The 25,933-nt window shown below is 58.9% G+C and carries 24 protein-coding genes and 1 pseudogene; 19 read left to right on the forward strand and 6 right to left on the reverse strand.

The window, feature by feature from the left end:
* Positions 1-46: 46 nt before the first annotated feature.
* The 8 genes from FJ959_RS11940 (at position 47) to FJ959_RS11975 (ending at position 7,443) form a co-directional block, all read left to right on the forward strand.
* Positions 47-553: a DNA starvation/stationary phase protection protein gene (locus FJ959_RS11940; RefSeq protein WP_140581517.1), complete on the forward strand. Its 507-nt coding sequence runs from the start codon at positions 47-49 to the stop codon at positions 551-553.
* A gap of 197 nt (positions 554-750) precedes the next feature.
* Positions 751-2,226 (forward strand): glutathione-disulfide reductase, encoded by a 1,476-nt coding sequence (gene gorA / locus FJ959_RS11945; RefSeq protein WP_224704936.1) that lies wholly within the window; start codon positions 751-753, stop codon positions 2,224-2,226.
* A gap of 224 nt (positions 2,227-2,450) precedes the next feature.
* Positions 2,451-3,158 (forward strand): glutathione S-transferase C-terminal domain-containing protein, encoded by a 708-nt coding sequence (locus FJ959_RS11950; protein WP_140581522.1) that lies wholly within the window; start codon positions 2,451-2,453, stop codon positions 3,156-3,158.
* 124 nt (positions 3,159-3,282) lie between these two features.
* Positions 3,283-3,855, forward strand: a complete 573-nt coding sequence (locus FJ959_RS11955; protein ID WP_140581525.1) for a hypothetical protein — start codon at positions 3,283-3,285, stop codon at positions 3,853-3,855.
* 73 nt (positions 3,856-3,928) lie between these two features.
* On the forward strand, positions 3,929-4,372 hold the full coding sequence (locus FJ959_RS11960; protein ID WP_140581527.1) for a hypothetical protein: 444 nt from the start codon (positions 3,929-3,931) through the stop codon (positions 4,370-4,372).
* A gap of 440 nt (positions 4,373-4,812) precedes the next feature.
* On the forward strand, positions 4,813-5,214 hold the full coding sequence (locus FJ959_RS11965) for a hypothetical protein (RefSeq protein ID WP_140581530.1): 402 nt from the start codon (positions 4,813-4,815) through the stop codon (positions 5,212-5,214).
* 113 nt (positions 5,215-5,327) lie between these two features.
* A complete protein-coding gene (locus FJ959_RS11970; RefSeq protein ID WP_246678964.1) occupies positions 5,328-6,692 on the forward strand; it encodes an MFS transporter in 1,365 nt (454 codons plus the stop codon).
* A 52-nt stretch (positions 6,693-6,744) separates the two neighbouring features.
* Positions 6,745-7,443 carry a glutathione S-transferase N-terminal domain-containing protein gene (locus tag FJ959_RS11975; RefSeq protein WP_140581533.1) on the forward strand — a complete coding sequence of 233 codons (699 nt, stop codon included), beginning with the start codon at positions 6,745-6,747 and terminating at the stop codon, positions 7,441-7,443.
* A 798-nt stretch (positions 7,444-8,241) separates the two neighbouring features.
* Here the strand turns inward: FJ959_RS11975 and FJ959_RS11980 are convergent.
* A complete protein-coding gene (locus tag FJ959_RS11980; RefSeq protein ID WP_140646434.1) occupies positions 8,242-8,451 on the reverse strand; it encodes a hypothetical protein in 210 nt (69 codons plus the stop codon).
* A 60-nt stretch (positions 8,452-8,511) separates the two neighbouring features.
* Positions 8,512-9,669 (reverse strand): integrase, encoded by a 1,158-nt coding sequence (locus tag FJ959_RS11985; RefSeq protein WP_181171888.1) that lies wholly within the window; start codon positions 9,667-9,669, stop codon positions 8,512-8,514.
* Positions 9,670-11,208: 1,539 nt separating this feature from the next.
* On the opposite strand from FJ959_RS11985, the gene FJ959_RS12000 reads away from it, so the two are divergent.
* The 5 genes and pseudogenes from FJ959_RS12000 (at position 11,209) to FJ959_RS12020 (ending at position 14,188) form a co-directional block, all read left to right on the forward strand.
* Positions 11,209-11,508, forward strand: a complete 300-nt coding sequence (locus tag FJ959_RS12000) for a DUF1236 domain-containing protein (protein ID WP_140499724.1) — start codon at positions 11,209-11,211, stop codon at positions 11,506-11,508.
* Between the two features lie 687 nt (positions 11,509-12,195).
* Positions 12,196-12,417: a hypothetical protein gene (locus FJ959_RS12005; protein ID WP_140499723.1), complete on the forward strand. Its 222-nt coding sequence runs from the start codon at positions 12,196-12,198 to the stop codon at positions 12,415-12,417.
* Positions 12,418-13,050: 633 nt separating this feature from the next.
* A pseudogene (locus FJ959_RS12010) lies at positions 13,051-13,497 on the forward strand (MucR family transcriptional regulator).
* 61 nt (positions 13,498-13,558) lie between these two features.
* Positions 13,559-13,849, forward strand: coding sequence for a hypothetical protein (locus FJ959_RS12015; protein ID WP_140499721.1), 291 nt, complete (start codon positions 13,559-13,561; stop codon positions 13,847-13,849).
* A 135-nt stretch (positions 13,850-13,984) separates the two neighbouring features.
* Entirely contained in the window at positions 13,985-14,188 is a 204-nt protein-coding gene (locus FJ959_RS12020; protein WP_140499719.1) for a CsbD family protein, read from the forward strand.
* A gap of 463 nt (positions 14,189-14,651) precedes the next feature.
* Here FJ959_RS12020 and FJ959_RS32175 read toward each other — a convergent pair whose 3' ends face one another.
* The 3 genes from FJ959_RS32175 to FJ959_RS12035 form a co-directional block, all read right to left on the reverse strand.
* Positions 14,652-14,903 (reverse strand): AraC family transcriptional regulator, encoded by a 252-nt coding sequence (locus FJ959_RS32175; protein WP_224646664.1) that lies wholly within the window; start codon positions 14,901-14,903, stop codon positions 14,652-14,654.
* Positions 14,904-15,496: 593 nt separating this feature from the next.
* Entirely contained in the window at positions 15,497-16,897 is a 1,401-nt protein-coding gene (locus tag FJ959_RS12030; protein WP_140581538.1) for a mercuric reductase, read from the reverse strand.
* Between the two features lie 88 nt (positions 16,898-16,985).
* Entirely contained in the window at positions 16,986-17,732 is a 747-nt protein-coding gene (locus tag FJ959_RS12035) for a glucose 1-dehydrogenase (protein WP_140499716.1), read from the reverse strand.
* A 117-nt stretch (positions 17,733-17,849) separates the two neighbouring features.
* On the opposite strand from FJ959_RS12035, the gene FJ959_RS12040 reads away from it, so the two are divergent.
* Positions 17,850-18,731, forward strand: coding sequence for a LysR family transcriptional regulator (locus FJ959_RS12040; RefSeq protein ID WP_140499714.1), 882 nt, complete (start codon positions 17,850-17,852; stop codon positions 18,729-18,731).
* A 497-nt stretch (positions 18,732-19,228) separates the two neighbouring features.
* Here FJ959_RS12040 and FJ959_RS12045 read toward each other — a convergent pair whose 3' ends face one another.
* Entirely contained in the window at positions 19,229-19,876 is a 648-nt protein-coding gene (locus FJ959_RS12045; RefSeq protein ID WP_210239514.1) for a HipA domain-containing protein, read from the reverse strand.
* 1,128 nt (positions 19,877-21,004) lie between these two features.
* Between FJ959_RS12045 and repA the strand changes: the two genes are divergently transcribed.
* From repA to FJ959_RS12070, 5 genes are all read left to right on the forward strand, one after another.
* Entirely contained in the window at positions 21,005-22,207 is a 1,203-nt protein-coding gene (gene repA, locus FJ959_RS12050; protein ID WP_140499712.1) for a plasmid partitioning protein RepA, read from the forward strand.
* A 77-nt stretch (positions 22,208-22,284) separates the two neighbouring features.
* Positions 22,285-23,250: a plasmid partitioning protein RepB gene (gene repB, locus FJ959_RS12055; protein ID WP_140499711.1), complete on the forward strand. Its 966-nt coding sequence runs from the start codon at positions 22,285-22,287 to the stop codon at positions 23,248-23,250.
* Between the two features lie 155 nt (positions 23,251-23,405).
* Positions 23,406-24,611 carry a plasmid replication protein RepC gene (gene repC / locus FJ959_RS12060; RefSeq protein WP_140523080.1) on the forward strand — a complete coding sequence of 402 codons (1,206 nt, stop codon included), beginning with the start codon at positions 23,406-23,408 and terminating at the stop codon, positions 24,609-24,611.
* Between the two features lie 467 nt (positions 24,612-25,078).
* Positions 25,079-25,414, forward strand: a complete 336-nt coding sequence (locus tag FJ959_RS12065; RefSeq protein ID WP_181165405.1) for an MbcA/ParS/Xre antitoxin family protein — start codon at positions 25,079-25,081, stop codon at positions 25,412-25,414.
* A complete protein-coding gene (locus FJ959_RS12070) occupies positions 25,411-25,929 on the forward strand; it encodes an RES family NAD+ phosphorylase (RefSeq protein ID WP_140560113.1) in 519 nt (172 codons plus the stop codon). The genes FJ959_RS12065 and FJ959_RS12070 overlap by 4 nt, the downstream gene beginning before the upstream one ends.
* Positions 25,930-25,933: the final 4 nt, after the last annotated feature.

Raw genomic sequence — 25,933 nt, forward strand, 5'->3', positions numbered from 1 at the left:
AACAAAAAAACAGTACGCAACACGAATAGTGAAAGGGACCACGATCATGACGACAGACGTTGAAGACGTGCCAAACGGGGAGCGAGACGAGCCGGCGCTGCGAAACTCGCTTGCGACCTTCGCAGCGAAGATCAATCAGGTTCTGGCCGATTCTCTGTCGCTCTATCTCAAAACGAAGAACTTTCACTGGCACGTGAGCGGCCCCCATTTCAGGGACTATCACCTCATGCTGGACGAACAGGCGAGCGAAATTCTTGAAGTCGTGGACCCGCTCGCGGAACGTGTCCGGGCGATGGATAGCGTGACGATCCGCTCACTTGGCCAAGCGGCACGACTACGCACCATCGCGGATAACGAGGCCGAGGAAGTCGCGCCAGCCGCGATGCTGGCCGAACTCATGGAAGACAACAACGCCTTTGCCGCCTCGATGCGCCAGGCCCACAAGCTCTGCGCCGAATTGGAGGACCTTGCCACTGCAAGCCTCCTGGAAGGCTATATCGACGCCGCGGAGAAGAGAGCTTGGTTCCTCCGCGAGACCGCACGGGCGGGCTGATTCTCGACGATTCCATTGTACTGAAAGTCCAAAACAGGACGCCGCAAGTCCGAAGTGGCGTCCTGTGAGCTAGGACTCGTCACCGTTCGAATCCAGAGTGACGCAAAGCATCGGGCCGTCTCGGAATGCGATCAGGCCGCGTATGTGAAACTCCGCAAACAACGGATTGGGTGCTTAACTTGAGCGACACGAACCTATTGCAATCCGTCCAAAGCGACGCTTCAGCGGCTTCCTGCGCAACGGAGTTCGACGTCGACCTGTTCGTGATCGGCGGCGGGTCAGGAGGCGTCCGGGCCGCCCGCGTCGCATCGGGACATGGCGCAAAAGTGATGCTCGCCGAGGAGTACCGGTTGGGCGGAACATGCGTCATCCGCGGCTGCGTCCCAAAGAAGCTGTTCGTCTATGCGGGTCGCTTCAGCGACAAGTTCGACGAAGCGGCGGAGTTCGGCTGGCGTTTGTCGATGCCGCGTTTCGATTGGCCGTCATTGGTCGCCGCAAAGGACCGCGAAATCGCACGACTGGAAGCACTTTACGGCAGCGGTCAGGAAAATGCGGGCGTCGAAGTCGTCAAGTCCCGTGCTGTGCTTGAAGACGCGCATACGGTTCGCCTGGTCAAAGACGGTCGCCGCGTACGTGCGCGCAAGATTCTGATTGCGACGGGTGCAAGGCCCGAACTCCCTCCCTTCGACGGTATCGAACTCGGTATCACCTCCGATGCCGTCTTTGACCTGAAGACATTTCCGAGGAAGCTCGTAATCGGCGGCGCCGGTTACATTGCCATTGAGTTCGCGGGCCTTTTCGCTGCGTTGGGAAGCGACGTCACAGTCGTCTGCCGAGGAAGTAATATCCTGCGCGGCTTTGACGAGGACGTGCGCCAGGCCGTCGCCGCGTCCTATGCGAACCGCGGCATCAAGTTGATACTCGGTGACAGCATACGTCGACTTGAACCCCGGCGCGGGCAAACTGGCGGCGGTTTGGGAGGAATCGACGTTACGACTGAACAAGGTGGCAGACTGGTGGCAGACCAGGTGTTGCTTGCCTTTGGACGCGCTCCGAACACGACCGCCCTCGGGCTCGACCGAGCGGGCGTCAAGACCGCCGCGAATGGTGCGATTATTGTCGACGCAGGCTCTCGCACAAATGTCCCGAACATCTATGCAGTCGGTGACGTCTCGAACCAGATAAACTTGACACCTGTTGCGATCCGCGAAGGCCACGCATTCGCCGATAGCGTGTTCGGGGAGAACAATTGGCAGGTCGACTATTCCAATGTGCCGACGGCGGTCTTCTCCAGCCCGGAGATCGGCACCGTTGGCATGACCGAACTGGAAGCGAGGGCGCAGTACCCCGCAGTCGACATCTACAAGGTGCGCTTCAAGCCGCTGAAGGCCGGCCTGACACGCGATTGCGAGACCTCCCTTCTGAAAATCATCGTAGACTGCGAGACGGACCGGATCCTTGGCATCCACATTTTCGCCGAGGAAGCCAGCGAAATGATCCAGGTGCTGGCGATCGCAATTCGCAGTGGAGCCACCATGAATGACTTTGTGTCGACCATGGCGGTGCATCCGACAATCGGTGAAGAAATCGTCACAATGCAGGCGCCGACGGTCCGTTACGACCGACGTGTAGAACCGGCCGCGCCCCCGATCGCCGAAAACGTCCCGGCGTGACTCCAACCGGCTGGGAATCGGCGGGCGTATCGCGCTTCCGCCCGTCGGACCGACCAGCTTGGATTGGCGCTGCAGACCATCGGGAATGAAATCGATAACAGGGCGTTGCTTCCATAGCGGCAAACGTCTTGGCAATGTCGCGTGGGCCGACCGAACCAGCGGCCCCGTCGGCCTGACGCGCGTGGCCCGTGCGCGAAATCTCTGAAACTCCGAAGGTGAGCGCGATGATCCGCTTTTATTTCCACCCGACCCCCAACCCAGCCAAGGTTGCGCTTTTCTTGGAGGAGTCGGGGTTACCTTATGAGCTGGTGCCGGTCGACACGAGCAAGGGCGAGCAGCACCAGGCCGAATTTCGCGCCGTAAACCCTAACGGCAAGGTCCCCGCGATCGTCGACACCGAAGGTCCCGGCGGAAAAGAGGCACGCGTTTTCGATTCGAGTGCCATTCTACTGTATCTCGCCGAAAAAGCCGGTCGCTTCCTAGGCCAGCCGGCTGACCGAGGCGAGCTTCTGTCGTGGCTGTTTTTCCTCGGTACAGGCCTCGGTCCGTTCTCGGGGCAAGCCGTACATTTCCAGTTTGCAGCTCCCGAGGGTCTTGACTACGCCGTCAACAGATATCGCCGCGAAGCGGAGCGCCATTATCGGGTACTCGACAGCCAACTCGCAGGCCGGGATTACATTGTCGGGTCCGAATATACGATCGCCGACATGTCCGCCTGGGGTTGGATCGATCGCGCTTCCCGCGTCATGAAGGGCGCGACGGATCCCTTGGTGCCGTTCCCCAACATCAGGCGATGGTTCACGGCGATCGACGCGCGCCCAGCGGTCGCCAAGGCGCGCGCGGTTGGAAAGGATCACGACTTCAAGAAGGTCAACGACGAGGAAACGAAGCGGGCGCTATTCCCCTCGAACTATCCCGCGGCCGACGCGTAAAGGACCCCAGTCTCACCCGTCGCAATGCCGGGAGTGGAAACGAAAACTGCACGGCGCTTCCAAATGGCCAATGCCAAACCCGGCGTTTGGCGTTGGACGACGTGCCGACGCTAGGAGAGTGCAGATGAATCTCGACGCGAAGGATATGGTCGTGGCGGTTTCAGATCTCTTGGGACACGGGTATGACCACGAGTATCGCATAAGAGACGGCCTGCTCTACGACCTGACGTCCGAAAAATCCGTCGCCGCCGGCGACATTCAGGTCGATTTTGCGAAGAGGTTCGAGAGCGCTCCGGACGCTGGAGACGGCTCAAACATCTATGCGATCACTAACCGGAAAGCCGGCAGCAAAGGCCTGTTGATCGACGCCTTTGATGAACTGGACGGCGAATGCTCGCGAGAACTCTTCGAACAGCTAAACGCGAACCGCTCCATACGTCACGAGAACGAGGGTGAAATCGCAAGCCGATATGGGCTGCGGAAGATCTTCAAGGAAGAGTTCGACAAGGATCCGGAGCGGTTTGTCCTGAGGATTGGCTTTCCTGACTTCCCGCCGTGCCCGTTCGGGCAATCATTCTCGATTCTTGGGTTCGATACCGCGGAGCAATCCTACGTCTGGCTCGTCACCAGCATTCTCCGCGATCCCAGGCTTGAGAGAGTCCCCTATCAAGGCGCCGAGGTGCCCGACAACGAATGACCGCATAATTGTCGAGTTTGCCAGCGTCGCCATCACAGTCTGGCCGGAAGCCCTACCTCACAAAGGACCTGAAATGAACAAACAGATCGTGAAACAGACCATGTTGTCGCTGGAGACTCGCGACTTCGAGAGTGCGAGAGAAAAATACCTCGAGTATGTCGCGAGCGCCCGGCTTGATAGAAGCGAGCCGATCGAAGATGACGAACAAGCGCAGGCGGAGCTCGCGAGCGACCTGTCCGAAGCCTTCGATGACACCGTTCACTCACATTCCGACAAAATAGATAAGCTCTCCAGGATAGACTTCGGCCCCAAAGGCATGATCGAGGAGGGCGCCGTCGTGAAACTAGGCGGTCGTTATTTCGTCATCGCCGTGTCGACAGCCAAGTTCACATGCGACGGCAATGAGATCATGGGCATCTCCACGCAGGCGCCGATCTACGCTGAATTGGAGGGAAAGCGCGCCGGCGACGAGGTGTCGTTTAATGGCAGAGACCTCGTTATTGAAGAGGTCGCCTGATAGCTTCAACGTGGAAGAAAGCTGCCTTTCGACATGTCGCTCGCTATCCCCTGCGATAGTCCGCGACGTGCGAGGCGCGACGAATAGGCTGTCGAAAGACGTTTTGCGCCTAGTCCTTTCGATACTCTCCCCACCTGCATCGTCAGATGCCGTAGCAATCTCGTCCCGGGCGCCTGATTTTTCTTGGCGTCCCGACTGACAATGGCGTTGGTGATGCGCCTCTCCGTACCATGACGCGAGACAAGCGGAATGGAAACAATAACAATCAAGCATTTCCACTCGTTCGCACGGCGGCATAGCCTTTCTATGCGTCAACACGGCCTGATCTGAGGCGATTGTATGGAATGCCGGCGATCAGGGGCGGCGAGATCGACATCTGAGATGAATGCGTTTTCATCGGCGTGACGACGCACCCAAGACAAGAGGCACAGGAGTCACCAATGTCGTTTCCCTTCGTCACCAAGTCTATGCACGCCTACCTTATCGATTACCCTGTCGCTGTCGTCTTGATCGCAGCGCCATTTCTGTTGAAGCTTGGCCAGAGCGGACCGATGGCGCTATGGCTTTCGGTTGTTGTCGGAATTGCGGCGCTGATCTTGCCTGCACTGACCGACCATCCCACCGGGCTCGTGCGCATCATACCTTACTGGCTCCACCTTTGGGTCGATCGGGCCGTGGGCGTGGTGTTCATCATCGCACCGTTTGTCTTTAAATTTGTAGGGCTCGACGCCTGGTACTATTGGATTTTAGCGATCGCTGTACTGCTCACGACGTCAGTCTTCAATGCACCCGAGGAGCCGGTCGCGCCGGTCTCGGGGATGGGCACGCGCACGGCGGGCTGAACGCCGCAGCGCCGCCCACATCCCGTCGAGGCTCGAGCGGATGACCGTCGTCTCGCAGATCAACGAGACGGAGGCGCTGTCACAGGCTTCGTCGAGCGACGCGCCATCCACCGATGGTGGATATTACTCAACCGCGTGAAATAGAGATGCACAGCTCGATGCAAAATGGGGCACCCGCGATCAACATTGCACGACCGAGCGCGAACCGCCGGCTGGCTTTCATATCAGCTGTAATATCCTTGGTAGCTTCGTTCGCCGCGGCGGCCGCGCCGATCCCGCTCTACAACATCTACCGGGCGGAAGACGGGTTTACCAACGCCGGAATATCCATGGCCGTCGTCGCATATGCCGTTGGCACGATCAGTGCACTGTTGGCATTGGGACGACTTTCCAATCACGTGGGCCGCCGGCTAGCCGCAGTCTCAAGCCTTGGCCTCATCATGCTTGGCTGTCTGCTATTGTTGAATGTACATGCCATCAGCATCCTGCTGGCCGGCCGGCTCCTGGTGGGGCTTGGCACCGGTTTAGCGAGCAGCAGCCTCACCTCCTACATCGTCGACGCGGCACCGGCCAGACCGGAATGGCTGGCCTCCGTTGCGTCAAGCCAAGGTCCGATGCTCGGTCTCACTGTCGGCGCCATCGTATCCGGTGCCTTGGTCCAGTTTGGTCCTTGGCCGCGCAACGTCATCTACTTGGCCTGCGTCGGCTTCCTGCTGCTGTCTGCCGCGCTCATCGCGATCAGTCCTGAAACAGCAGCGCCGACGTCTGGTGCATGGCGATCGCTATTGCCCCGATTACAGGTGCCGGCCCGTGCCAGGCCTCTCCTCCCTGTCGCCGCAGCGGTATTCCTGGCCACCTGGGCGACAGGCGCTTTCTATCAAGCCTTCGTTCCCGCGCTGGTCGAAGACCAACTCCACACCCGCAGCCCGCTTATCCTCGGATCGGTGTTTGCTGCCTATATGGCTCCCAGCGTCCTTGGCGCGCCCATCGGCGGCCGGTTCACCTCCGCAATGGCCCAACGCGTAGGCATGATCGCATTCCTGGCCGGCATGATCGGTATCATCACAGCGATCAATGCCGGCACGCTGATGTTGTTTATCCTCGCCACCATGGTCGCCGGCGCCGGACAAGGTATCGCAATTAGCGCCGCCACTCGTGGGCTGCTGGATGGCAGCAAGCTTGCCGACAGAGCGCCAATTTTCAGTGCAATCTATCTTCTCTCCTACAGCGGCGCCACCTTCCCGAGCCTGATCTCCGGCAAGCTTTCAAGCACCTTTACAATACCGCAGATCGCCTTGGGATATGGGGGGCTGGCTCTCGCAGCCGCGCTCTTCACTGTATTGCGCGCAAGAAACCCGGTCCCGGACGGGGCCGAGAATAATGCCTGCGTCACCGCGCCGGCTGACAACAAGTCGGTCGACAAGACAATAATAGTCGCGCTCAGCGAAAATAGTTCGCGCTCAGCGAACACGAGCTGAGTGATGGGATCAGTTCCTGCTCGGTTCGGCGCAACTATTTTGGAGACAGAAAGTGACGCTCGATCATCCGATTTTCACACGCTGGCCGGCGCAGCACCCTGACCTGCTGCAACTCTTTTCCCTCCCGACGCCCAATGGGGTGAAGGTCGGCATCATGCTTGAGGAGACGAGACTCCCCTATGAGGAGCACCGGATTGATATCATGGCAGACGAAAGCCACGACCCAGCGTTTCTCGCGCTCAATCCGAACGGCAAGATTCCGGCAATCTACGATCCCAACGGGCCGAGCGGCGCGCCGCTAGCGCTATTCGAGTCGGGCGCCATCCTCCTCTATCTTGCCGACAAGACGGGGCAATTTATTTCGGCCGACCCGAACACCCGCTATGAAACGATCCAGTGGGTTATGTGGCAGATGGGCGGAGTCGGACCCATGTTCGGCCAGGTCGGGTTCTTCAACAAGTTCGCTGGCAAGGAGTATGAGGACAAGCGTCCACGCGACCGCTACGCAACTGAATCGGCAAGGCTCCTACGCGTCCTCGACAATCGGCTCGCAGGTCGAGACTGGGTGATGGGCCCTGACTATACCATCGCCGATATTTCGCTGCTCGGCTGGGTTCGCAATCTTATCGGCTTTTACGAAGCTCGCGAACTCGTCGGCTTCGACCACTTTCCTCACGTGCAATCGTGGCTGGACCGTGGACTCGCACGTCCGGCGGTCCAACGAGGGCTGCAAGTGACGACTGTTGATTAGGTCGTGAGCCGTGCCACTGATTCTGGCCGACGGCGGCCTCGCGCTTACCGTTCACTAGAAGGGCCTTCCTCAAGACGCCACCATCTCTCCATTTGTCAAACTCAACACCATAGGCGGACCCGCATCTGTGCAGGTGAGCAGAAGATGATCACCTACGACGTTCCAGTTCTCCAGGATATCGCTGGAGATATAGCGCCAAAGCTCCTCCCCTTTGTCACACATCGAGACGACACCTAGCTGATGAAATGCAAGTATCTGATGGTATTTTTACAGGCTATAAATTGAAAAACACATCCTCAAGCAGATGTGTCTTCTTTAAGATACCCTCCTCCAAATCGACAATGGAGATGGACCTATCATAACAAGACAAACAGTAGCGACCAGCTGGCGATCGCATTACAGATGGGACGTTCGCTTGACTGACAATAATCCCTACTTTGATAGAAGAATCAGCCCCATCCCCGGGCCAAGAGTAAAAGCCCCTTGGCGCCTCTACATCGCCACGAGAAGAACGTTCGGTCCCCGCTGGGCAACGTGGTTCAAAAGGAGATTTTTTGAATCCCACGATCTTAGTGACGCGCTCACCTTCACCGCCCTCCATAAAACTTCCCAGTGATGAGTTTGGCCCCGTCCCAGATCGTCTCAAACTTCATCACCCCATTCGGCCCCGCCAGAACCGACTCTCGGACTACGGTTCCGTTTGCTTGGGTCCGCAGAATATTGCTCGCGTCATTCAGTGCACCTGCCAAATGCACTGTCGATCGACGTGTGGCCGCATTATCAACGAGCCCCACGCTCTCAAGTTGCCTGAGCATTGAGGTTGATCGCTCTACACTGGCCGACGCGGACGTCATCGGCGCCAGGGGGATTGCCATAGACGTTGTAGGCGACAATCGGCCCTTCGATCGGCACGAAGGCGTAGGTCGTGTGCGCATGCGACTGCCAGAGCGGATAGTTCCGGTAGTCGAGTGCGTATCGCAAGCTAATCGGATTGACGAGCATGACCATGGCGGCTCCCTTGCGCCGTAGCGATACCCGCATCCGAACCCCCGAACACGTTTGATGCCGCTAATCCCTGCCGCTCATCAGCTCAGAAAGTAGGCCCCTGCTGGGAAGGGCGGGCCAGGCGCAAGACTTCGATGGCTTTTGTCGCGATCGACCGGCGTCGAGCATCCGTCGTGAAATGGCTTGCTGCTGCAGGCGCAGGTGGTCGCTCAGCAGCTTGTTGCGTGTGATGTAGCCCGCATTGACGCCTGGGATCGAGTGGTTCATCAGCAAGTGAACGTCAAGCTCGGCAACGTCCACAGCTTGGGCGATTGTGCGGAACGTCTGCCGCAGGTCATTCCCCCATTTCGACAGATCGCTACGCTTCTCCTTGTGCTCGATGATGTGACCGCTTTCGCTGTCGGCCGGGAAGAGCCACTCACGCGATTGCTCGCCATAGAGAGCTGTACCAATGCGCATCACTCGAACCAGACAGCAGATCATGGCTCGGGAAAGCGGTATATCGAATGCCTTGACCTCACCACCCTTCGGCCTGGGTATGTGCAGGACACGCGCGCGAAAGTCGACATGCTCGACCCGCGCCTTCCTGATCGCTTCAGGGCGATGTCCCGAGAGCAGCATGAACAGATGCAACTCCCGCCGAACAGGGTTCTTCAAGACCGCGAGTTGGGAGAACCATTGCTCGAGATCCGAAAGACCCAGCGCCGTGTTGCGCCGATGTTCGGCATTCCAGTCTATGGCTGAGACCGGGTTGTCCGCCGGAAGCGTGCGGGCGGCCTTGCGGGCATGATTGTAGACGGCGCGCAGCGTTCGCATGCACCCATTGGCGATATAGGCGCCGTTATCCTTGGTGAGCTTCTCGTGTCGCACAGTCACGAGGGAAGGATCGTTGCCGAGCTTGGAAAGCGGCTCGTCAAGCCAATCGGCTAACAGCCGCTCGATGTGATCGCGATAGTTGTTGATCGTCCCGTCGCTGCGGCCTTTGTTCTTCATATGCCCGTCGCGGTAGCGTTCCCAGGCAATGCGCAGGGTGGGGTTTGCAATCGATGGCAGATCAGCCGCTGCAGCTTCGCCGTCCCGCTTGCGCGTCGACGCGCGAGGGTCAATGCCGTTGGCAATCTTGCCGAGAATGTCCTTCGCCTTCGCCCGCGCCGCACGCGTTGTGAGTTCTCCAACTTCGGCAACCTTCATCCGGACGGAAAGACGCTTGCCCGCCTTCATTCGATCACCCTGGACGACGAACGTTTTTTCCGTTTGCCCACCAGCACCATGAAGCCCGGCAGGTCGGTGTCCCGAGCAAAATATTGACCTGAAGACGCCGGCTGGAGGCTTGCGACGGCGCGGTCTGTAAGGGCAAGTCGAAGGTCTGTCATGAAGTTAGTGCGGGATTAGTACGGCAATTGCGTCCTGTTCGATCTGTCTGGATCTGTTGCTTTGTCTACGCCATCATGGCAGCGGAGTACGAAAACCGCAAAAACTTGAATATGTTAGAACCATTTCAATTATACAACGACTGGTATTGGGAAACAACGGGAAAGGCCGTCTGACAAATTCCTAATCTGTGGGTCACAGATTTCGATTCCTGTCGGAATCCATGATTCGAACCTGTGATCCTCTGCCTTCGGAGACAATGGGTTCCATCGCCAAAATTGACTAAGCCGCGTGCCGCCGGTAGTAGAAGAACGCCTCGTCGATAGTGGGTCTCGCGATGTAGCGCTCTACCGACTCGAACCCCCATAGATGCTTGGATCAAGGTTGCACCACAGCGGATCCAGACACCCCGGCCTCCTTCAGAAGCGCGCGCATCTCGACGGGAGCCGCAAGACAGAAAGTTCGAAAAGCTTCTAGGAACCCCAGGCAAATTGGATGCGCTGTGGACAGTTTCGCCCTAGCGGGATCGCTCGACGCCGCTGCAGCAGCCGATTCTGCAAGTAAGTCAAAAAGTTGCCTGAAGTTTACACGAACTTCGCCGCCATCTCATTCGCAGACACTCTGGTTGGCGTGGTTCCAACGAGATACTCACAAATACATAGGCACCCACCTCGAACCGGCGCGTTTCAGTTTCAAAACCGGGCTGAGGCAAATGCCCTATAGCGGGCGCAATTGTTCGTTCATATTCGGTGGCTCAGTACTCAGTACAAGGTAGATTGCGGGGACTAACATCAACCAGCCCCCCATTCCCAGCGCCACCAAAATCGCCACGCGCTCGGTTCGCCTGACAAGGTCGACAATGTTTTCCTCATTCGTCAAAGAAACAGCGTCCAAGAGCCCAGGCGCAGGATCATCGTTGTCATTTGCCGGTTGGTTTGCTTTGCCACTCTCATTGGTTCTCTGGATCGATGTCATTGTCTTTTGCTCACCAAACATACTGAAATAGAGGGCCCGCCAGCCACCGAGGCGGCTTGCGGGTCCTATCAGCACAGGAAGGGACGTAGCTGTGCCGATCCACGACATGTCAGCCAAGGAATATGCCGATCACCAAAAATGTGACGGCTGTCGCGAAAATTGGCGCGAGCAACCAACGCGCTTGGCCAATGCTTTTATCCATCTGCTTTCTCCGAATTTGGAGAAGCAACTACCCTGGCCCCTAAGCCGTTCCGACTAGTCTCAAGAGGTAAGACCATCGCGTTTTGTGATCGGCCTTTGGTCTGGTCAGCGTTCAGACTGAAGTCCGCTAGAGGAACGTTCGGCCTGCCGACGTGTTCAGATGGCTGGCGCGCAGAAAATTTGTGCTGTCGCCGGAACAACAGGAGAAAAACCATGAGGATACACCTTACCAGCACTGCTGCGGCGCTATTGCTTTTGGCCGGCGTCGGCGCAGTTGCGGCACAGGATGTGGTCATCACACCGGAACAGGACACCGTCGTGCGCCAATACGTGAAGAAGCAACCGCTGGCTTCCGTGAACCTTCTCGGACTTGAGCTGAATGTCGGCACGGCTCTGCCGGACACGGTCGAGCTCCATGAGGTTCCCAATGTCAAATACCGATATGTGGTGGTCGACAACCGCACGGTTTTGGTGGACCCGAGCACCCGCAAGATCGTCAAAGTCTACGACTGAGACCTCGAACGAACCCCACAACCCGCCGCCACGTTGGCGGCGGGTTGTGCATGTCGATCGCCATTCAACCGGACAAATGAAAATGATGAACCCTAAAGTCGAGACGTCGCTAGCCCTCGTCGCGCGCCTGGTTGATCTCCAGGCGAGAGAGTACGGTACGGCGCGTACCACTGAGGCCTCCCGAAAGGTCGCGGCATCGGGGATGACGGTCGCGGCCAGATTGCTGGCGACGATCTGATCGCCGCATGGTTCCTGTCGGACCGGACGCCTCGAATGGGTAAACGCTAGGGGTCGGTCTTGTCGCGGCTCCGGATGGCCGGCGCCGCAGAGCTGGTTTGGGTCTATTTCTGCGAGTCGTCGTATGATGTACGAAGCCATCGGTCTGTCACCGATACTGCCCCAAAGTTGCTGCGCCGATACGCACAGTCAGCGGATGTCAAAAAGCCCGCCACTGCGGAAACAGTGACGGGCTTCATGGGAGCCGGCCAGCGGAGGACGATGCTGGCCAAGGGTAGCAACGCTCCCCCAAACCATCAGTTGCACCTAAGCGAACAAGGCCGCCCATCTTTCGAATAGCCGCCTTCGTGCACCAGCACCTTAGCAAGCAATTCCTGTTCACCAGCAACAGCCATGACAGTTCCGTTCGAATTCGGACTTGGCTAGGATCGCCTCGGAGAGATCGGGCCGATGGCAAGTTTCAAAGTTGAGGCGATGAACGGCACGAAGGTGATCAGCACCACCTCAGTGGAAGCCCACAGCCATGTTCATGCCGTTGTGAAGGTCGTCCAGCGACCACTGAAGCCCGGGCGAACATCCGGCAAACCCTGGGTGCGCGTCACCGATCTCGGCACGCGCAAGATCAGTGAGTTCGAATTCGCAAGTTACCGGAACCTCAAGTCTCCAGAATAATTTGCAGCACTAGAGGCCGAGCACTGGATCCAGAAAACCGCGGGATACGGCTGACGCGCTGGGCGGGCTTTCAGGAGCCATCGATGGCCGAATTTGTCGTGGAGGAGTTGACAAGATTGGGGCGCCAAGCGCCATTCAGGCGGCGTCCTCATCGAAGGGTCGACGGTGACGACCGGACGCCAACCCGGTATGATGTCGATACGCGTCACACACGACCAAGGTCAGGTCAGCGACTTTCGCTGATGACCGAATATGATGAAACAGCACGGCAACCGGGCTGCGCCGCTCCTGCCGCGAAATGCGGACCGGCGGTTCGCCGCCGTCAGCATCGTGGAGCGCGCGACGGACATCCGCGTCGCCAGCGTTCGAGATGCGGCCCCTGAACGTCGATTGAAGTGCAGGACTGCCCGCACCGCGACGTGAAGCCGAATTAGGCCGCAATTTCGAGGCTTTGGCGCGATCTTCTGGTCGCCTGGCTTTGCATCATCTTGAGAGTATGACACACCGGGACACCCGCCAGCGCGGTCGTATACGATCGCGCCAATCTACAACCGCAGAACGTTTTGCTCTTTCGCGAATTGCGAAGAGGCAAATCCCAAGTAGAAGGTGCCGAAGCAATAGGAGTTCCAATAATTGCCGGAGCGGACCAATAGTGTCACTGAGATTGTCGAGCTAACCGCGGGTGTTGTCGCCGCATATGTCAGCAACAACCCCGTGCCGGCCGGCGAACTGCCAAACCTCATTGCGTCTCTACACGCTTCCCTGCCTGGTCTGAGCAAGCCTGCCGCGCCGGCAGTTGAGATGCAGGTCCCCGCGGTCAATCCAAAGAAGTCGGTTACTGCGGACTTCATCATCTGTCTTGACGACGGCAAGAAGTTCAAATCGCTGAAACGCCACCTTCGTTACCTTGGCATGACGGCCGATGAATACCGTGCCAAGTGAAAATTGCCAGCCGACTACCCGATGGTGGCGCCGAACTATGCGGAACAGCGGTCCGCTTTGGCAAAGGCGTCGGGTCTGGGGCGGAAGCCGGTCCCTCGGAAGAAACCTCCTGCCAAACCCACGGCCAAAGTCGCCTGACGCGAACTAAATCCTGCCCTTGTACTGGGCAGGCCACCGCCGGTGTGGCAAAAATGGAGCCATGACCCGCGCATCCATTGCCGAAGAGCTTGAGCGTGCCGCCGACCGCATCGCGGACATGCCGCGGCCGGATCTTCAAGTTATCCTTCGCCGCGCCGCCTTGATGCTGCGAAACGTCGCTGGCGTTCCCCTGGAGCCGGCAACAGAAGACGCGCTGAACTCGATCGCCGGAGAGATGAAGATCGGCCGGTCAGATCTCATTCAGATTGTGTTGCGCGAGTGGCTGGAAACCAACGCCTACCTGCCGGTGCGCCAAATCGATGAGGATAGCGAAACGGATGGGAGCGCTTAGAAACTTCCGCAATGATCATCGCGCCGATCAAACCAACGTGCGCCACCATCTTCCCAGCCCGCCTCTCCCGATTATAGCGGAACTCGAGGGCGATATGTCCGTTCTTCCGATGTGTGATTCGAAGGAGAAGCCACGATGGATTGGAACCGCGTCGAAGGAAATTGGAAGCAGGTCAAAGGTAAAGTCAAGGAACAGTGGGGCAAGCTCACTGATGATGATATCGACCGCATTGGCGGCAAACGCGATCAGCTCGAGGGCCTGATCCAGGAACGCTACGGCATCGAGAAGGATCGCGTACGCCGAGATGTCGATGACTGGTATGGTCGGCAGGGCTGGTAGATACCAGGTTATGGAATTAGGTTCCGCTTGTCTCAATCGATCTAGATGGACTTCCGGGATCGAACCAGGGAGACTGGCCTGCGCTTCGCCGCATGCCGCTGCTGGCCCTGTACGGTGCGTCGAGCCGCGCACCACGTCGACCCTTTGCCTCCGCCGAAGCTGAAGCTCTGGAGATCCCAATGGGTTGGTTCTTCCTGCGCCCCTGCCAAGCTTGCGGCGCGCCTTGCGGCGGTAAAGGCCAACCAAATTTCAGCCAGCCAGCGGAAGCCCGCATCCAGTCACGCATCGAGCGACGTGCAATGGCCCGACGCTTATGTTAACGCTCGACACGCCGTCCTCCATCTCCTCGCGCCCAGCCGCCTTCCAGCATGCAGCCTAAGCTTCGCGTATAACCTTGCCCACCCGCGCCTGCGCCGGCGTTAGATGCCGGCATTTCTTCATGACGGTCGTAAAGTGGCTTTGGCTAGAGAACCCCGCTCACATGGGCGATCTCCGCAATGGCCATGCGCTTGTCGGCAAGCAGTCTCTCCGCCAAGTCGAGCCGCAGATTGAGAACGTAGTGATGCGGCGGCGCCCCGACTGTCCTGGAGAAAGCCCGCACAAAATGAGAGGATGAAAGCCCGCAAACCGCGGCCATATCGGCAAGCGCTAATTTGCGCGAGAAGTTCGCGCTCAGGAATTCCTGCACCCCGGGCATTGCGGGCAGAAAGCCCACCTTTTTCGTTCATCTGTGGATGCGGCGCTGCATCAGTTACGGAAATCCATTCCGGAAAATCATCATTGCGCCGCATCTTCGACCTTGTTACCTCCCGGTGGGAACACCCTGTGGCGCCTCTCAGCTCCCTCACGAAAAACAATTCGTTATTGTTCGATAGTCCACGCATAGCATACGCACATTGGCGATCCAGAGAACCCCGCGCGGTAGCCTTCTCGAAATCAGGTCGAAGAGATATCGACCGCCTCACATCCAAGATCCAGATGCTTGCAACGGTACCTCGGCCGTTACGATAGGCGATCTTTCCCTCTGCGTTGTTGTCGCTATGGCCCTCCGACGTTTCTTTGCAGGAAAAGTCTCGTGGCCGGGCTGCTTCTGATTACAGAACCGTTCAAGGACCGCACCGGAGAACGAACCCGCAGCTTCGAAATACAGATCAGTCCGGGGAGAACGTTGAGGTGCCCGGTTGCATAGTCGGGACCGATCCGATGCAGACCGTTGGCTGCGTCGCTCGAGCGTCAATTTTTAATGTGCAGGTCAGACGCAGACAGATCCCGTCATATCAACTGGACCTGCCTGTGATGTTTTCATCGCTATTGATTCGACCTAGGCGGCACGTTGGAGAAGAGAGCTCCTAGTCCCTCTGCGATCGTCAGGTGCGTGATGACGGCATCGCGAAGCTTCGGGTACGGCAGCTTCGCCAGCATGGCAGTCTGGATGGCAGCCAAGACCTCGCCGGCTTCGGAACCGATCATCGTGAACCCTAGGATACGGTCATCATCCCCGCCCACGACAGCCTTCATGAACCCTTGGGTTTCCTCAGTTGCTTCGGTGCGCAAGACGCTGCTCATCGGCAACTTTGCGACGCGCACGCTGACACCCTGGCGTTGTGTTTCGCCTTCGCTTAGCCCGACACGGGCAAGCGGCGGGTCGGTGAACATCGTGTAGGGCACCAGCCGATCGCGCGTGCTGCGGTTGCCGCCTGCCAGATTGTCCCTGACGATGCGGAAGTCGTCGACGGAGACATGCGTGAACTGCGGGCTGCCGGCGCATTCGCCTAGCGCCAGAACATCAGGCGCGCTCGTCTCCAGCCGCTCGTTGACCCGAATGTAGCCGCGTCCGTCGATTTCGACGCCAAGTTTTTCGAGACCAATTCCGGCAGTGTTCGGCACGCGCCCCGCCGCAACAAGGAGATGGCTGCCCTCCAACGTCGGCTCGCCTGATGAGGTGCGCACGGCCACGCTGATGCCTTCGCCAGAGCGGCCATGCACATTGAGAGGCTCCGCCCCTATAAGGAACTCGATACCTTCGCCAGCAAGAAGCCGACGCATCTCATCGGCGACGTCAGGATCTTCGCGGCCGACGAGTTGAGGACCGGCTTCTATTACGGTCACGCGGCTGCCGAAACGGCGGTAGGCCTGCGCCAGCTCAAGGCCGACATAGCCGCCGCCGAGCACGATCAGATGCGGTGGCAAGACATCGAGCTCCAGGGCTTCGATGTGTGTAAGCGGTCGTGCCGCCTCAAGGCCGGGAATGCTCGGAATGGCCGCATGCGTGCCGACATTGATTGCGACTTTATCACCAACGAGCAGTCGCGTGCCGCCGCCGTTCAAAGCCACTTCGAGCGTCTTTGGCGCCACAAAACGGCCGCTCCCCATGATTAGCTCCGCGCCGCTGGTTTCGTAGGCGTTGAGATGGAAGGCGACCTCCCGGTCGATCATGTCCTGCTTGCGGCGGCGGACCTGCGCCATGTCGGTCACAGCGGGTCCGATGACCGTTCCGAACTCCGCGGCGTGACGGGTGAGGTGTGCGACCCGCGCGCTCCAGAGTTCATTCTTACTCGGCAGGCAAGCGACGGCTGGACAGGAGCCGCCGATCCATCGGCGTTCCACGACCGCAACCTTCTTTCCCGCGCGGGCCAGGTGCCATGCGAGCAGCTTGCCGCCTTGGCCGCTGCCGAGGATCACCACGTCATATTGTTCGGGCTCAGACATGAGTTCTCTCCGTCAGTTCTGGATGAAGGATATGAGGGAGGCCGACTCCAAGACGCTCCCGCAGTGCCGTCGAAGAAAGGCCGGCCGCCTAACGCTGGCCGCCGGAGGCCGTGATGCGTTCGCCTGTCAGCCAGGCGGATTGGTCCGAAGCGAGGAAGATTGCGACGCGCGCAATGTCATCGGGCCGTCCCAGTCGGCCCATCGGCAAGGTTGCTCCGATATTTCTGGCAGTCTCACCTTCGATGCCTGCCACCGCCAGACCCTCGGTCTCGGTCATGCCGGGTGCGATCGCGTTGACGCGGATATTGCGGCCCACGAGCTCGTTGGCGAGCGCCTTGGTGATTGTATCCACCGCGCTCTTCGAGGCGGAATAGATGACCGAATTCGGCACAGGATTGGTGCTCGAAATCGTACTAAGATTGATTACGCTGCCGCCGGCAGGGCCAAAGGCGTTTACGGCTTCCTGCGTCGTTAGGAGGATGCTCAGCACGTTGGTGTCGAACTGGCGATGGAATTCTGCTTCCGTCACCTCCTCCAAAGGGGCGAAGCGGTACACGCCCGCATTGTTGACGAGGATACTGGGCCTTCCGAACGCGGTCTTCGTTTCGGCGAACAGCCGCTTAACGTCGGCGCTCTTGCTTACGTCCGCCTGGATCGCAACGGCCTTGCCGTGGCCGCCCAGGATCTCGCCCACCACCTTGTCGGCATCGCTCTTGTTCGACGCGTAGTTGACGACAACGGCCGCGCCCGCCTCGGCGAACTGCCGGGCGATTTCCGCGCCTATGCCCTTCGATGCGCCGGTCACTATTGCTACTTTGCCCCTGAGATTGTCCATGGTCTTACTCCTTTCAGCTTTGTGAACCGCCGTTGAGTGGCGTGTTGCTCAGGAGTTAAATCATGCGCAAATCGGCGAGTAGCGCTGCCGATCTCATATAATGTATACGTATTCCGTATGAATGATCGGCTCCAGCAACTCGCGATGTTCGTTCGCACGGTGGAAACCGGCAGCTTCTCGAAAGTGGCCCGAGAGTTCGGATTGTCGCAACCCTCCGTCTCGCGGACGGTCGCGGCGCTGGAAGAACGGCTGGGCGTCAAGCTACTCACGCGTACGACCCGCGAACTTTCGCTAACTGATGCCGGCGAGGCGCTGCTTTCCCGGGCGCGCGAGGCACTTGCTGGGATCGAAGAGGCGGAGAGCGCAGCGCGTGGGGCGGATCAGTTGTCGGGGATATTGCGGGTGGCTCTGCCGGCGACTTATGGGGTGCGGCAGATCGTACCGCTGCTGCATGGTTTCTTGGAGCGGCATCCTTTGCTCAAGGTCGATCTCATGATGTCCGACCGCTACGAGAATCTCGTCGCAGAAGGCGCAGACATGGCGCTCCGCCTGGGCAACCAGCCGGACTCCAGTTTCGTGGCGCGTAAACTTGCCGCTAGCCGCCGTTTGTTCGTGGCCGCGTCTACCTATCTCGCACGACGCGGCACACCGACAAAACTCGCCGAGCTTAGTCAGCACCATCTCATTGGCGGTCCCAGTGATACGGGCGATCAGAATTGGACCGCCCATCGCGAAGGCGTTACCGAGGTTCAGCCCGTCAGCCCGCGCGTGCGAACCCGCTCTGCCGCAGGTGCTATCGCTTGTGCGAGCGCCGGCCTCGGTATTGCGATCGCATCGAGGTGGATGTGCGCGGACGAGCTTGTCTCGGGAGCTCTGGTTGAAATCCTTCCTGACTACAGCCTCGAGCCGGTGACCGCCTTTGTCGTGTTCCCCGCCGGGCGACGCCCTTCGCAGAAAGCCCGCGCCTTCAGCGACTATCTGGAGCAGGCACTGCGCTAAAAGGCAGAGTGCAGCCGCTACGCTGAGATCGACTGTTCGCCTGGCACTTTGCCGCCATTGAGAGCCGCTTCTGGCGCGCGTTCAGCACGCGCTGGAGCCTAGGAGCAGATCCGGCGCCTTCATGATAAATCGAGGTCAACCGGCCGAAACGCTGAACTCCTCTTGGCGGCACTTCACGGCCGCTACTGACCCAGCGAGACCTCCTCGCCGGCCTGCATAGGAACCGGTGAACAGGCCGGCCTTCAAGAAGGCCAGAAGCTCGCCCTGCGGTGTCTCGACGAAGATCGGCAAGCTCCGCACGGTCCTTCAGTTTTTTGGACATTCAGCGCTTTCTGAGGACGTCGCGCTCCATCGCGCTGACGCAATGTGGGCGAGCCACTCCTCCGGCAAGAGCGACACGATGAACGGTGGCAAGTTGCCTGGGATCGTCTCGCGAATGAGCAGCGTGCCGCCTGTTCGGTGAGCAGGCTTCCACCGCCTCTCGAAACCGTCATGGATCAGCTGTCCAAGCGAGATCCCGTGCCAGGCAACGAGAAACTCCAATGCGGACTTGTTGCCGGCGATTTGCCGGCGTCGGCCCGCGCCGAAAGATAGCGTTCTGCCCCCTGCCCTTCCCGACACCAGCTGTTCTCACGGGCGAGCGCCCAAACCGCGTCCGCGGCTGCTTGCGGCGATCCAAACTCACCGATGAGACGCACAGCAAGTTGTGCCCGCATCTGCCCGGGTATCGCACTCGCATGCTCGCCGCGCAGCCGGAACGCTTCCAAAAACCCCTGTCGTGGGGACGAAGCATCGGTGCGCAACTCCCCCATGTCATCTCCAACAACAACGCCCATCGTCGACGGGTGGGCTGGCGCCTCATTTTGAATAATCTCGAGGGTGCGTAGGCGGGTGCGCTGGTTGCGTCGCCCGCTGATAAAAAGCCGCCCGTCCGGCGTAGGTCCGAGCAGAATCGCACTTGCCGATGACAGATACGCCGTTGGATAGAGATAACGTGCGATCCGAACGGCATGGTTCAGGATCGTGGTCTCGATGTCATCGGCAGCATCGACATAGATACCGCGAACGAGCTGAACCAATTCGCCTGCTTGCGAGCGCAGATGGGCACGCTTGGGATTTATTGTCTTTCCGGCCAGATGAAGCAAGGAATTATCTCGCATCTCAGATGCGTGATAGTTCCGTCAGGGGGCAAACGATGTCAACGAATATCTCCGAACATCTCTATCTGAGGTCGGTGATAATTCCGCGGACCCAGCAAGAGCAGCCATTCTTCAGAACGGACCTGCGAACCCATTGTCCTAATCGTGCGACTTCACGAGGCCTTCAGAAACTTGGCTCCTCTGACGTACAGCTGTGGCATGGGCCGTTTCAATTGGTCGTGCGCGCATTCGAAAACGCCGAGGCATGTTTGCAAGGCGGGCGGCGGTGCCCGATCCGTGGTCCAGCCCTGACTTGGCTTCTCGTACCGATCCAGCGCAGTCTCGGCAGGCAGACGCAGAGTGCTCCACCGGCGGGGCAACCCCACCTCGCTATCCTCTGCCAATTCGAGAGCCATTCATATCGGCACGTCTAGAGTGCAGGCTGCTCAACGCAGCCGTTCAACTCCTTCTCTCAACGCAACACCGGTCGCGCCGCGATCGACGATTGCGGCCTCTTGAAGTTGCTTGTCACGGCGCCCTTGCGCCTGCGTCGCCATCCGGGTTTGCGGTCGGCAATGGCAGGCAGACTCGACCGGCATCGCTGAAGTCGCAAGGGCAGCCGCCCTGCCCTACCAGGATCGCTGCAATGTGAGCTGCCCAATGATCTCAGTGGCTCGATTTCCGACAGAGCCCTTTACGACATGTAAAACTGGATTCCCGTGGATCGATCGCAATCGGGCGCGCCAATGAGGATCAAAAATTGCAGCGCCCCTGTGCGGTTTGAGCAGCGCTTGGCGGATGGCGTCCGTCAGCGCTGGGCGGGTTGGAACCGCCCTGCCAGGCACCGGTCCGCTTGTGCCACCCTCGACCTTTGACTGGCGCGATCTTTACTGCGGTAAAAACTTGCCCTTGTCGCAGAGAAAACATGCATTTAGCCACGCAGCGGCAGAGTCCTGGGTTCAGACGACAAGCAGCCGCTATGGCGACGATCTCGCTATTCGGCAGTAAGACGCCTGCTGGTGGCGTTAACCTTCTGTTAACCCAAAACTTCTTGCCGGGCTGTCCGAATCGGAGCTTAATGGCGCTTGTTGAATAGTTTCTTCGCAAAAAGCGCCAATTCAGGTTTCGACAAGAATGAATATCGCCATGCGGCTACCACGCTTCGAGTTCGATGACAAAATCCTCGAGCAGGGTGCTGAGATATCGCGACGCCTCAATCAGTTGCGCATGGAGAAATTTCCACCCAACGCGACCAAGACGCTGCGTTCATTTTCGATGGCAGAAGTCGCCCACTATCTCGGTGTGTCGCAAAACAATCTGAAGCGGCTACACCTTGAGCGCAAGGGTCCTTTGCCGGAACAGATGCCTTCCGGGCGCCGCTCCTACACGGCCGCGCAGATACTCGAACTTCGCCATTTTCTGGACCAGCATGGCAGGACCGAGGTCAAGAAGTATGTCCCGCACCGCAAACCCGGCGACAAGCTCCAGGTCGTTGCGGTCGTCAATTTCAAAGGGGGCAGCGGCAAGACAACGACTGCCGCCCACCTTGCCCAGCACTTGGCTCTGACAGGTCACCGGGTCCTCGCGATCGATCTCGACCCGCAAGCCTCGCTGTCTGCTCTGCATGGATTTCAACCGGAACTCGACCGCAACCTCTCGCTCTATGAGGCGATCCGTTACGATGACGAGCGCCGGCCGATCTCCGATGTGATCGTGCCGACGAATTTTCCTGGCCTGGATATCATTCCGGCCAATCTCGAGCTGCAAGAGTACGAGTATGACACGCCGCTCGCTATGCAGGACAAATCCTCCGCTGCCGGGCGGCAGTTCTTCGTCAGGATTGCAAACGCCTTGTCCGAGGTGGACGACCGCTATGACGTGGTCGTCGTCGACTGTCCTCCGCAACTTGGCTATCTGACTCTAACGGCCATGTCGGCGGCGACGTCCGTTCTGATCACCGTTCATCCCCAAATGCTCGACCTGATGTCGATGAGCCAGTTCCTTTTGATGCTCGGCGGCATCTTGAAGACCATCAAAGCCGCTGGCGCGGCGATCGAACTCGATTGGTTCCGCTATCTGATCACGCGGTACGAACCGACAGACATTCCGCAAGCCCAGATGGTCGGCTTCATGCAGTCCATGCTTGCTGGCCAGATCCTCGAAAATCCCATGCTCAAATCGACAGCGATCTCGGATGCGGGCCTGACGAAACAGACGCTCTATGAGGTGGAGAAGTCGTCTTTTACCCGCTCAACCTATGACCGGGCGATTGAATCGCTCGACGCGGTGAATTCGGAGATCACGACACTTATTCACCGCGCCTGGGGACGGACATGACGACGCGGTTTACGGCAGTAAATAGTGGCAATTTTTGCCGTGAATTCAGTCCATTAGCCGCGAATCGGAGCGATTGAATGGCACGCAAGGACATTTTCGGAAGTGTCATGGGTCCCGCATCGGCAGTCGCCGATGCCCAGGACGTCTCGAGCTACGCCGTTCGTGGTGCATCACGGTCGATCATACAGTCGTTCCAGGAGCTCTCGAAGGGCTCAGTCGTCGATCTCGATCCGGATTTGGTCGACACCTCATTCGTGTCGGACCGTATCGACGATGACGATGAAGCGTTTCAGGAGCTGCTGGTTGCAATTCGGGAACGTGGCCAGGATTCTCCTGTGCTGGTCAGGCCCCACCCTGACATTTCGGGACGTTTTCAAACTGTCTTTGGCCACAGGCGCGTCAGGGTTGCCCGGCAGCTGGAACGGCCTGTGCGCGCCGTCGTCAAGAAGATGGACGATAGGGACCATGTCATCGCCCAAGGCCAGGAGAACGCCGCCAGAGCTGATCTGTCCTTCATCGAACGGACGCTTTTTGCCGACCGCATCCTCAAGCGGGGCCATTCGCCTGATACGGTGAAGTCGGCCCTCGCGCTCGACGATACGACCTTCTCGAAGATGCGCTCCGTGACCAGCACCATTCCAGAACAGGTCATTTTGGCGGTAGGGGCTGCCAAAGGCGTTGGCCGAGACCGCTGGTGGCAGCTTGCCAAGCTTATGGAACATCCTGGTGCGGCGGCGAAGGCCATGGAGTGCGTGAGCCGCGCCGATTTCGCGCAGCAAGGCAGTGAGGCCCGTTTTGCCCGTCTGTTCGACCTTGTGAGCGCCTTAGAAAAGCGCCCACGCGCAGCAGCGAAGCCCAAGGAGCGGGCGTGGATGCCCCAGGACAAATCCGTTCAGGCCAAGATCACCGACACGGGAAAAGTGTTTACGCTTGCCTTTAAGTCCAAGGAAGCATTGCCCTTCGGTACATTCATTGCCGGCAAACTCGATGAGCTTTTCGAGGCATTTCGGGAGTCGGAAATGGCGAAGAAAACAGGAGACTAAGACCGCAAAAGAAAAAGGCCCCCGAACGTCACCGTCGCGGAAGCCCTTCTCACGTCTGTAGCAAGCTGAGAATCGCATTTCCCCGAATCACTGTCAAGAGTCGTGGCGCCGTTTCGGCGAGCAGATTTCTTTTGCCTGATTGAAAGGTGAGGGAAATGGAGAGTGGGTACGCGACGACGCCCTTTGGGCGGCGGCCGATGACGCTTGCGCTGGTGCAGGCGAATGCGGCATCACGGGAGATCCCGCAAGGATCTGCTGTCGAAAAATGGCAAGTCTACCGTTGGCTATGTGAAGGTAAGTCCATCATCGGCGTGGGTGACCGCGCCCTGGCAGTGCTGAACGGGCTGTTGTCCTTCTACCCGGATGACCAGGTCAGTGAAGAAAACGGCTTGATGGTTTTTCCGTCGAACGCACAGTTGTCGCTGCGCGCGCACGGCATGGCCGAGTCCACGCTTCGGAGGAATCTGGCCGAGCTGGTGAGTTGCGGGCTGATTGTCCGCCGCGACAGTCCGAACGGCAAAAGGTTTGCTCGCAAGGGGCATGGCGGGAATATTGCGGAGGCATTTGGGTTCTCGCTGGCGCCGCTGCTGACACGGGCAGCGGAATTCCAGCGAGCGGCGGAGCAGGTCCGGTCCGACGCTCTGGCGCTCAAGTTGATGCGCGAACGGATCACGCTCCATCGACGCGATATTCAAAAGCTTGTCGAGGCCGCGATCGAGGAGGGCGCCGCGGGCGATTGGGGGGCGGTCTGGAGACGGTTTAGGGCTATCGTGGAGGCAATACCGCGCAGGGCCGGCCTGTCCGATCTGGAGAGCATCGTTGCAGATCTCGCCGAGCTCCACGATGAAGTGGATAGGATGTTGGAAAGCTTTATGAATTCCACGAATCCTAGCGCCAATGAATCCCATAATGAGCGGCAGCAATCTGATTCAAACACAGACTCTACTTTTGTATTTGAACCAGCTTTCGAAAAAAGCAGGGCGGCGGCCGAGCCAGCATCTCCTCCGGCTGAGAAGCCGAAAGGCTACCCAATTGGACTGGTGCTGCGCGCTTGTCCCGAAATTGCGGACTATGCGGTTAACGGGATCGGAAACTGGCGCGATTTGATGATGACTGCCGCCCAGGTGCGGGGATACCTTGGCGTTTCGCCCTCAGCTTATGAGGAGGCCTGCCATGTGATGGGCCAGGAGGTTGCCGCGATCGTGATTGCGTGCATCCTGCAAAGGGCGCAGCACATCAATTCGGCCGGCGGCTACCTGCGTGTGCTGACCGACAAGGCGAGGGCGGGAGAGTTTTCGGTCGGACCGATGCTCATGGCAGCCCTGAAGGCCAATGGGGCAACAGCAAGAATGACCGGATGATGATGAGCACCACAATTTGTGCGGGCGCTCGACCAAACGACCGCTCTGCCTGTAGATGCTTAGCCGACTTTGTCGTGTGAGACCTTGCCCCCTGCATGTCATCGCACGACCGGGCAACATTCTGATCAACCCAGCTTATGCCGTTTTTTACTGGGCCGCGGCTGTTTGGCTCCTGATCAGGGCAGGGGAGGGGCGTTACAATCCTGAAGCCACCGGGCTCAAAAATGCTCCAGCCGGCGGCATAGGCGGGACGGGTGTTTGCCGAACTCGCTACCTCGACATGCTCGCGCGCACGGTCGGCTCGATCCGCGTCCGTACTCGGGCGGTGGCAGCAGCCCGGGCTTGAAAGCTGCCGAGAACTGCCATATATTTTGCACAAGAAATATGACTCTCAATATGGTAGGACGAATTCTGTGGCCCCTGCATTCAAGATCCTCGAGAAGAATGGACCTCTCATCTTGTCCTATATGGACCGGAACGGGAAGATTGCGATCGAGCAGGTCGCGGACGGTTTTGGCATGTCCAAGGGCCAGTTGGCCCAGACCGCCGGTCTTGCGCGCGAGACCCTTTATCGCTCAGAGCGCAGCGCTGCGGTAAAGACACAGGGGCGTCTGCGGGAAATGCTCGAGATCATCAGTCGCGTGACGGATTGGGCGGGTGGCAAGGAGCAGGCGATGGCTTGGTATCGGGCTCAGCCGCTTCCAGCATTTGGCGGACGCACCGCTGAGGCGCTGGTGAAGGATGGCAAGGCCGCAGCGGTCCGTGATTATCTCGATCACATGGCCGTCGGTGGTTTCGCTTGAGGTTCGTTGGAACCTGCTACCGGGCACACGATCCACGTTGGGCATTCAAGCCGACTTCCGGCGAAGGGGCGGCGATCAGAGGTGCGCGATTTAATCCCAAAGGCGTGCCGGCGCTCTATTTGGCGCTGACCATCATGACAGCGGTCAAGGAAGCCAACCAGGGGTTCGCGCACCGGATCGATCCTTGCGTGCTGTGTTCCTATGAGATCGACTGCGATGACATCGTGGATTTGACAACGGACGAGGCGAGGGGAGAATTTTCTATCGCGCTCGAGGACATGGCCTGCGCCTGGGCGACGGCGCTTAGCGACGGAGAGCGCCCGGCGTCCCGGTCCGTCTACGACAGGCTGCGGCCTCGGAATATTGCCGGGATTGTGGTCCCAAGTTTCGCGCCGAGCGCCGAGAAGGAGGATCGTAACCTGGTCCTTTGGGACTGGGGTCCGGGTCTGCCGCACAAGGTAGCCGTATTCGACCCAAGCGGCCGGTTGCCGAAGGACCAGCTGTCCTGGAGATAACGCA

Origin of the sequence: Mesorhizobium sp. B2-2-4 (assembly GCF_006442375.1) — a bacterium.
GTDB lineage: Bacteria > Pseudomonadota > Alphaproteobacteria > Rhizobiales > Rhizobiaceae > Mesorhizobium.